Origin of the sequence: Collinsella sp. AF33-16 (assembly GCF_003475325.1) — a bacterium.
GTDB lineage: Bacteria > Actinomycetota > Coriobacteriia > Coriobacteriales > Coriobacteriaceae > Collinsella.
In genome coordinates this window covers 125,843-134,848 of sequence record NZ_QRQC01000003.1, presented here as the reverse complement: position 1 = coordinate 134,848, position 9,006 = coordinate 125,843, and the positions used below count along the sequence as shown (strand labels likewise).

Below are 9,006 nucleotides of genomic sequence, written 5' to 3'. Positions count from 1 at the left end.
CGGGCTCAATATCGCCGGTGTCAAAGAGGGCGATTACTCAAGCAGTTCGTTGGTCAGGTTATTTCGCGGTAGTCTTATTGAGGAGACCGGAAACTAAAGCAAATGTCGCAATCAGAAGGTTGCAGATGATACAGAAAACGAATACTCCTTGGAAAGACCCTGCCATACCGTAAACCTTCATCATGACTGGCATTCCGAAAGCTCCGACAACATAGCCCGCTGAGCAAATAATCGAATAGATCCTTCCAAAATCGCGTGATCCGAAGAGCGAGAGGAGAATCATCGGCATTGCAGTTCCAACGATGGCGAACATGACGTCGTTTACGCCGGCCGCGATGATGGAAACGGTCTCGTTGCTTCCGCCAAAGATGAGAAGTAGGAATGAAAGAATGCTGACTCCCGTCCATGCGACCGTTGCTTTAATAGCACCGAGCTTGTCGCATGTTTTGCCTACGAAGGGATTTAGGAAAATATCGGAGAGCGAAGCCGCCGAAACCATTAGGCTTCCCACGATGGGATTGAAGCCGACCTCGCTTGCATAGGTCGGGAACAGCTGGTTCATGCAGCAGGTGAGTTGCGCCACGCAGAGCAGAAAGGCGCAGAGAATAAAAGATGGCGTTTTCGCGGCATCGCGGAGCGCCATGCCCGAAGAGACATCTTCCTTTTCATCGGCGCTGTGGCTCTCATGGGTTTCGGAGGTAGTCTCTCCGTACGGAAGCATATTGCGATCAGAAGGCTTAAGGCGAATGATAAATGCGCTTGTGGGCAATATCATGGCTGCAGAAACGGCCGCAAGTACGATGTAACCCGTACGCCAGCCTTGCTGCTCGATGACCAGTGTAATGACAGGACTCAATAGCAGCGTGCAGAGAGAATTAACGCCCCACGCAAGGCCGATGGCAAGACCAGACGATTTACTGAACCATTGGTCAATGACATCGGACATGCAGACACCCGTTGTGAACGAAAAGCAGATGCCGATCACTGCGGCGGAGACGATGAACATCCAGACCTCGGTGTAGAACGCCATTGCGGCGCCGGCGGCAATAAGGACGAGTTCAACGCAAATATGCCATGGTTTGCCGATTACTTTTGGAATGAAACGACTCAAAAGCGGAAGCCCAAGCGCAAGGCCAAGAAGAATCGCGGTGAAATAGAAAGAGAAAGAAGTGTAGTCAAAGCCCAGGTCTTCACATACAGGAGCGATGAATGAGCCGGCAATGATGCTGTAGGTGCCGGTTGTTCCCGCAGACATTAAACCGAGCGCAATAACGACAATCCAAGCAAATGCGCCGCTCTCACGGGGGCGGTCCTTTTCGGCTGGTGCGATGAGAGTCATGGTTACTCCGTTTCTATCGGCAATGCAACCTATATGCCTACCGATAGGTATATAAAGATGGAGATCCTTCGTCAAGTGTTAAGCGGGGAGCGGGGACCCTTAACGTGCCGAACGGTAATTGGTCCCCCAATGCGACAAAGGGACTGTCCCTTTGTCGCATTATTCGGAACGCAGGGCTTCCACAGGGTCTTTCTTGGATGCGCTGCGAGCCGGCAGCAGGCCGGCAACGACCGTCAGCAGCACCGAAATTACAATGAGCATCAGCGCGTCTTGAACGGGCAGGCTCATCAGGTTGGGCACCTGCTTGGCCGCAAGCGCCCAGGCATTAACCGGAAAGCTCACGGCCACCACGACGACAATGGCAAAGACGCCGGCAATGAGGCCTTCGATAAAGGTCTCGGCATTAAATACGTTGGCCACGTTGCGCTTTGACGCGCCGATCGCGCGCAGGATGCCAATCTCCTTTTTGCGCTCCAGCACGCTGATGTAGGTGATGATGCCGATCATGATGGAGCTCACCACCAAACTGATACTCACGAATGCGATGAGCACCAAGCTGATAGTATTCACGATGTCGGTCACCGAGCCCATGATGATGCCCATGTAGTCGGTATACGAGATTGCCTGCTCATCGTGGCCAGCAGCTTTGACCTGCTTGTTGTACGCATCGATGTAATCGAGCACGCGCTCCTTGGCCTCAAAGTCGCGCGGGAAAATCTTGACCGAAATGGGGTCCGCCTCGTCCGCATAGCCCAACGTGGTCAGATTGTTGTCGTAGGTGAGCTTCGACGCCTTGGCATAGCTCATCATGAGCGAGCTCAGGTCCTCGGCGTCCATGTTGAAGTGGATGGCACGAGCAAAGGCGCCCGCATCCACGCGCATGGCGCTCGCCAGGTTGGCAAAACTCGAAGACATCTGCGTCGCCATTTGGCCCATGAGCCCTGCCGCACCCGCCTTGAGCTGGGTTGATACCGTCGTCGCAATCTGCTCGCTGACCGCCTTCATCACCTGATCCATAGACTGCTGCAAATACGGAGCCAGCTGCTTTTGCACATAGTCGGTCATCGCGTGCTGCAGGCGCTCTACCAGGGCATCGCCGCCGAGCGCTTTGAGCTGGGCCAGGATTTGCTGGGCTACCGCATCACTCTCAAGATACGTCGAGAACGCGGCGGCGAGCTTCGACGCGTCCTTAAGATCTTCGGGCGACAGCGCCTTAAACTGATCAGACTGCAAAAAGCCCTCAAACAGTTGGTTGGCAAGCGTTCCCACCTGCTGCATTTGCTCGGGCGTGAGCTCCAGACCGTCAAAGATGCCCGAGAAATCTGGGGCCGGTGCTTTTGCCATGATGCTGCTGAAGTCGATGTCCTTGCCAACGCCCGAAAGGTCAATATCCAGGCCCGACAAATCGATGCCCGAAAGATCCATGCCACCGGCAGCACCCGAGAGTGCAGATGCATCGAACGAGAACGCGCTCTTCAACGCCGCCTCGTCCACACTGAACATGCTGCCCAGATCCACGCCCTGCTTGGCCTCGCCTTGCAACTCGTCAAAGGTCTTGCCCGTAAAGACATCCGTCTCGGGGTGGGCAAGTTGCTCCTGCACTATCTGTGAATCGGCGGCGCGCTCCATAAGCTGGCGAGTCAGCGCGTGTGTATAGGCAATACCCGGAGACAACGCGCTCGCGTTGGCTATCTCGTTCGGTCGCACCACGCCCACAATACGCACGTCAATACCGTCGGCAACCTTGGCCGTCATAAAGTCGGCATCGCCAGACATGTCGGTCCACATGCCGGTCTCTTCGTTTTTGCGATAGGCATCGGCCGGCGACAACACTTTAAACGCCGTGGACAGCGCGTCGTCGTAGGTAAAGTCGCTGCCGGTCTCGGGCGTCTCGACCTTGCCGTCGGCCGTCATGGCGCTGTTTACCAGATCGTTGAGTTCATCGATATCCAGCGCGCCGATGCTGTAGAGCGTGTAGTCGCCCACCGTTCCGCGGCTCGAAAGCACCATCACGGCCTCGTTGGCTGACGTAGGCCAATGGCCGGCAACAACATCGTACTGGCTGTCGAGCAGGCTCTGGTCGTCAATCATCTCGTTAAAGACCGAGGTTCCCATGGATTCCATGCTCACCGTCGCCGCCGAACTCGCGCCGCCGCTCATGGCCTCGGTCATAGCGTTGGGCACCAGCCGGACAGGCTTCTCATCGCCCTTGCCCGCACGATAGACAACCGGCGTCACGCCATAGCCGTACTGGATGGCATTGACCTCTTTATCGATGCCGTCGCCACCGGCATCGAGCCATGCCTTAAAGCTCGTCATGTCGTTGGACTTAACGCTCGCAAACATATCCTTTACGGCCGTGACCACAGGAATCTTATCGGTTCCCCGAGCCTTGCCGTCAGTGCTGCCGTCGGACGAGCCCTCGTTCTTGGACGTATCGTCATCCGTGGTCCCCTGTCCGCCCATCATGGACGACAGGTCGTAATCCTGCTTGGAAATCGTCAGCGGGTAGCTCGAGAGCGTATCCTCCTCGACCTTTTTGATGTAGCCGTTTACGCCGTTGGAGAGCGCCAGAATCGCCGCGATACCGATGATGCCGATCGAACCAGCAAAGGCCGTCATAGCCGTACGGCCCTTCTTGGTCAAAAGGTTTCGCGCCGAAAGCCCCAGCGCCGTCACAAAGCTCATCGAGGTTTTGCGCGTAGGCTTAGCCTCGCGACGCGCGGCATTGGCAACATCAAAGGGATCGGAATCGTCGGTGATCTTGCCGTCCGCCAGGTTGACGATGCGCGTGGCGTACTGGTACGCCAGCTCGGGATTGTGCGTGACCATGATGACCAGACGGTCGCGCGCAACGTCCTTGAGCAAATCCATGACCTGCACGGATGTCGTTGAGTCTAAGGCGCCGGTCGGCTCGTCAGCCAGCACAATCTCGGGATCGTTGATCAGGGCGCGGGCAATAGCCACGCGCTGCATCTGGCCGCCCGATAGCTGGCTCGGGCGCTTGTTAACGTGCTCGCCCAGACCGACTGCCTCAAGCGCCTTGCGTGCACGCTGGCGGCGCTCGGCATGCCCCACGCCCGTGAGCGTAAGCGCCAATTCCACGTTTTCCAAAATGGTCTGATGCGGAATGAGGTTGTAGCTCTGAAACACAAAGCCAATGCGATTGTTTCTGTAGGCATCCCAATCGCGGTCGCTGAAGTCCTTGGTCGAGATGCCATCGATCAACAGGTCGCCGGAATCGAAATGGTCGAGTCCACCAATGACGTTGAGCATCGTAGTTTTACCCGAACCCGAGGGACCCAGGATGGCTACAAACTCGTTATCGCGAAAAGACAGGCTTACGCTGTCGAGCGCTACCTGCGTAAACGACTGCGTAACGTACCTTTTGCAAATATCTCTGAGATCCAGCATGGACGGCAACCTCTCTCGCGCGGGCGCGCTCGCCCGCTCCCCCGCCGTTCACGTTCGGCGCGCTTGTCCTACTCTATCCTCATTTTTGGCCGATACCAGTGAGGAATGTAACGAACCGCGCCAAAAAACGAACGGGACAGCACGCCGCATGGCGCACCATCCCGCATATAACATCCCCGATGTGACAAAGAGGCTGTCACTTTGTCACATTCCAATGCGCGCTACTTTTCGAGCCCGCACGGCATAACGTTAGCGCTGCCGCGGCGAGCCTCAGTCACGGCTGCAAAGAAGCGATAGCCGCCCGAGAAGTTAAAGCACTCAAAGCCATGCTGCGCCAAAATGCGGCAAGCAATGTAGCTGCGAATGCCGCTCTGGCAAATTACGTAGACCGGCTTGGCCCGGTCGAGCTCGCCCAGGCGATTGCGCAGATCATCGACGGGAATGTTTACGAAACCATCGATATGCCCGCGCTCATACTCCCCTTCCGTACGAACATCGAGCAGCTGCACGCTGCCATCGCGTGGCAAGTTGGGCTCATCCTCCCAATGCCACTGCGCCAGTATGCCGCGATTGAGGTTCTCGATCATAAAGCCCGCCATATTGACGGGATCCTTCGCCGATGAGTACGGCGGCGCGTATGCTAGGTCCAAATCCTTAAGCCTATCGCCGCGCATGCCTGCCTGGATGGCAGTCGCCAGAACGTCGATACACTTGTCCACACCATCGATGCCCACGATTTGCGCACCCAGCAGGCGCAATCCCTGCTTCTCGAAGATAACCTTCATGGTCATGGGCATTGCACCCGGATAATAACCCGCATGCGAACCGGGCGACAGGACCACGCTGTCGCAGTCAATTCCCGCCGCGTGTGCTGCCTTTTCGGATAGTCCCGTGCTTGCCGCCGTCAAGTCGAATACCTTGATAACCGATGAGCCCAACGATCCGAGGTAGCAGCTGTCCATGCCGGCTATGACATCGGCGACGACACGCCCCTGCTTGTTGGCGGGGCCGGCGAGCGAAATGACCGCGTCCTCGCCGGTCACCTGATGCGTGACCTGCACGGCATCGCCCACGGCATACACGTCGGCAGCAGAGGTCTCCATGCGGTCGTTGACCACAATAGCCCCCTTGATGCCCAGTTCGAGCCCCGCCTCTTGCGCCAGATGGCTCTCAGGTGCCACGCCAATGGCAAGCAGCACCATATCGGCTCCGATAGGGTCATCGCCCGCAACATGGGTGACAACGCGGCCATCAACTTCCTCAAAACCTGTCACATCGGCCTTGAGGCGCAGATCGATACCGTGCTCACGCACCTCGGTATGCAAAAGGGTCGCCATGTCGTAATCCAGGTTGTTCATAAGTTGGACGGGACGCTGCAGAAGGGTCACCTGGAGCCCCAGCTCGCACAGATTCTCCGCCGTCTCGACGCCAATGAAGCCGCCGCCGATCACGACGGCACTGCTCGGTCGCCGCTCTCGAACATAGCTGTGAATACGCAGCGTGTCCTCAACGGTGCGTAGGCTAAAGATTTTATCCGAGTCGATGCCCGGCAACGCAGGGCGAATCGGCTTTGCACCCGGCGACAGGATGAGCTTGTCATACGTCTCGACAAATTCCTCGCCCGTCAGCATATTGCGAACCTCGACCGTATGCGAATCGGGATGGATGGCAAACACCTCGTGACTCGTCTTGACCGCAATGCGAAAGCGATCCCAAAAGCCCTTGGGAGACTGCAGCGTCAATGCGCCCTCTTCTTCTATCACGCCGCCAATGTAGTACGGAAGCCCACAGTTGGCATACGATACAAAACCCGTGCGCTCAAAGATGACAATTTGGGCCTGCTCGTCGAGTCTGCGCAAACGTGCCGCCGCCGATGCGCCGCCCGCGACGCCTCCAACGATAACCACCTTCATAGCCAACGCACCACCTTTCCCGTGTAGCCGCTTATGCCGCCGATATTCTTGACACTGCCATACCCAGAACGCTTAAGAAAACTCACAGCTTGGTTGCTTCGCGCACCGCTCAGGCAATGCACGAAAAGCTGCGTGCCCTTTCGACGTATACCCATGATGCTACCCCGAAGCAGAAAAAAGAGTCGCTGTTTCCAGCGACTCCCCTTCAGTTGTCTGTCCCACGGACTTACTGTTCACTCTTCGCGAGTGCCTGATCGATCAGTTTGTTGAGCGCCTCGCGCTGCTCAGCGGAGTTGATACCGCCCATGATCGGCTCTCCCACGATGTTACCGTTCTGGTCGATCACGTAGGTGGTCGGGAACGAGTACAGGTTGGAGGTGAACTTTCCGGCCTCGCTATCCGACTTAAACCAGATGTTTTTATACGTCACGCCCTTCTTGGAAAGCACGTCCTTGGCATCGGCCACCTCATCTTTGTTGCCATCGAGGGTAAAGGAATTAACGCCCACGACCTGGCCGCCCTTCTCGGCAAGCTCCTTGTTGAGCTTCTCCAGATCGCCCAGCTCTCCCACGCACGGCTTGCAGGTGGTAAACCAGAAGTTCATGACGGTGACCTTGTTCTTGGAGAACAGCTCGTCGCTGTTTACATCGTTGCCGTCCAAGTCCTTGCCCTTAAAGCTGGGGAACTTCGTTGCCTCGCTCTCGCCGTTGGTCATCCCTGCGGCCGAAGCATCAACGCTCTCCCCCTCGCCGGGCGTGCTGCCACATCCGGGGAACTCCTTCTCCAGCGCCATGAGCTTGTCCTCGATCTCCTTGACCTGCTGCGCGCCGGCCTTAAGCGTCTTGAGCTCGTCAGCTGTAAACTGGTCCTTGGCGCCCTCGATGGTATCAAGCAAAAAGTCGCCGTAGTTCTTGCCGTCCTCAATCATGGGAGTGTCTTTGTTGGCCGCAAGGAACACCTTTTCCCATAGGGCGTTATCACTCGCAAAGATCTCGTTTTCCTTTTGCAGCAGCTGCTGGTACAGCTCGGCCGCCTCCTCGGCGCTCGACGGCTTTTGCGCCACAAGCTCGGCAATCTGCGCATCGCCGCTCGCGGCATCCTTCGCGTCGCCCTTGGGGGCAGAGCACGCCGCGAGAGTCAGCGCCAGCACGGGCAGCATCAACAGGGCCGCAATTTTTGACAGTTTCATGGTTCCTCCGTTATATCGAAGCTTATATAGGTACCTATTTGTTTTCGCAGGCTTGCGTGGGCTGCGCGGGCTTGTCGCCCGTCACACCCAGCCCGTAGCGAAAGCTAATAGCATCGACGGGGCACGCGCCCACGCATTTGCCGCAACGAATACACTCGGCATGGTCGGGTGTACGCGTAACGTCCACGTCCATCTGACACACCCTGGCGCACTTGCCGCACGAGACGCATTTGCATGCATCGACCCGAATCCCCAGTAGGGACACCTTATTCATGAGCGCATAGAATGCGCCGAGCGGGCAAATCCATTTGCAGAAGGGGCGATAGAACAGCACGCTCAGCACCGCAACCACAATGAGGATCGCGAGCTTCCAGGTAAAGAGCTTTCCCAGCGCAGAGCGGATTCCCATGTTCATGATGGACAGCGGAATCGCGCCCTCGAGCACGCCCTGCGGGCAGATGTACTTGCAAAAGAACGGGTCGCCCATACCCACATCGTTGACCACCAAGACGGGCAGCAGCACCACGGCAAACAGCAGCACGGCATACTTGATGTACGTGAGCGGCTTGAGCTTTTTCGTGGAGAGCTTCTTGCTGGGAATCTTATGCAAAAGCTCTTGCAGCCATCCAAACGGGCACAAAAAGCCGCATACAAAACGTCCCAGCAGCACGCCGATTAGAATGAGCGTTCCGGTGACGTAATACGAAAAGCTAAACTTAGACGAGCCCACCACCGACTGAAACGACCCGATGGGACACGCACCCGAGGCCGCCGGACACGAGTAGCAGTTGAGCCCCGGCACGCAGACGGCTTTGCCCGCTCCCTGGTAGATGCCGCCCTTGGCAAAGTTAGGCAGGTGAATATTGGTCGCAAGCGTCGCCGACGCCTGAATCAATCCACGAAATCGCGCCAAAAGATGCGATCCGGTGTTTTTTCTTTTATCCAATTCCGATACACTCCAAGCACAGCCTAATCGCTTTGGCCAGCACGGCATCCGCCTCGCCACGCATAACGCCAAAGCACACCATGGCAATTCCGACGATCAACAAAGCGACCTGTACCACGGGTTTTACCGCTTTGAACAATCCGACCACTCCTTTCGTTACGCGACCATTGGACCATATCGACTATAAAATCCGTGTTAAGCGCGA

The 9,006-nt window shown here is 56.9% G+C and carries 6 protein-coding genes; all 6 read right to left on the bottom strand.

Features of this window, described 5'->3' with window-relative positions; genetic code table 11:
• Positions 1-58 precede the first annotated feature (58 nt).
• The 6 genes from DWZ52_RS02295 to DWZ52_RS10315 all read right to left on the bottom strand — a co-directional run bounded on the left by DWZ52_RS02295 (position 59) and on the right by DWZ52_RS10315 (position 8,940).
• On the bottom strand, positions 59-1,339 hold the full coding sequence (locus tag DWZ52_RS02295; RefSeq protein ID WP_118384811.1) for an MFS transporter: 1,281 nt from the start codon (positions 1,337-1,339) through the stop codon (positions 59-61).
• Positions 1,340-1,498: 159 nt separating this feature from the next.
• Positions 1,499-4,753 (bottom strand): ABC transporter ATP-binding protein/permease, encoded by a 3,255-nt coding sequence (locus tag DWZ52_RS02290; protein WP_118384810.1) that lies wholly within the window; start codon positions 4,751-4,753, stop codon positions 1,499-1,501.
• Between the two features lie 221 nt (positions 4,754-4,974).
• The gene (locus tag DWZ52_RS02285) at positions 4,975-6,666 is read right to left on the bottom strand and encodes an FAD-dependent oxidoreductase (protein ID WP_118384809.1); all 1,692 of its coding nucleotides are present in this window, start codon (positions 6,664-6,666) and stop codon (positions 4,975-4,977) included.
• Between the two features lie 226 nt (positions 6,667-6,892).
• Positions 6,893-7,855 carry a redoxin domain-containing protein gene (locus DWZ52_RS02280; RefSeq protein WP_118384808.1) on the bottom strand — a complete coding sequence of 321 codons (963 nt, stop codon included), beginning with the start codon at positions 7,853-7,855 and terminating at the stop codon, positions 6,893-6,895.
• 34 nt (positions 7,856-7,889) lie between these two features.
• Positions 7,890-8,801 carry a 4Fe-4S binding protein gene (locus tag DWZ52_RS02275; RefSeq protein WP_118384807.1) on the bottom strand — a complete coding sequence of 304 codons (912 nt, stop codon included), beginning with the start codon at positions 8,799-8,801 and terminating at the stop codon, positions 7,890-7,892.
• Positions 8,794-8,940, bottom strand: coding sequence for a CD1871A family CXXC motif-containing protein (locus DWZ52_RS10315; protein WP_040219972.1), 147 nt, complete (start codon positions 8,938-8,940; stop codon positions 8,794-8,796). The genes DWZ52_RS02275 and DWZ52_RS10315 overlap by 8 nt, the downstream gene beginning before the upstream one ends.
• Positions 8,941-9,006 lie beyond the last annotated feature (66 nt).

Coding starts and splice junctions, on each gene's coding strand:
- DWZ52_RS02295 (WP_118384811.1), bottom strand. CDS start 1,339: ATGACTCTCATCGCACCAGCCGAAAAGGACCGCCCCCGTGAGAGCGGC.
- DWZ52_RS02290 (WP_118384810.1), bottom strand. CDS start 4,753: ATGCTGGATCTCAGAGATATTTGCAAAAGGTACGTTACGCAGTCGTTT.
- DWZ52_RS02285 (WP_118384809.1), bottom strand. CDS start 6,666: ATGAAGGTGGTTATCGTTGGAGGCGTCGCGGGCGGCGCATCGGCGGCG.
- DWZ52_RS02280 (WP_118384808.1), bottom strand. CDS start 7,855: ATGAAACTGTCAAAAATTGCGGCCCTGTTGATGCTGCCCGTGCTGGCG.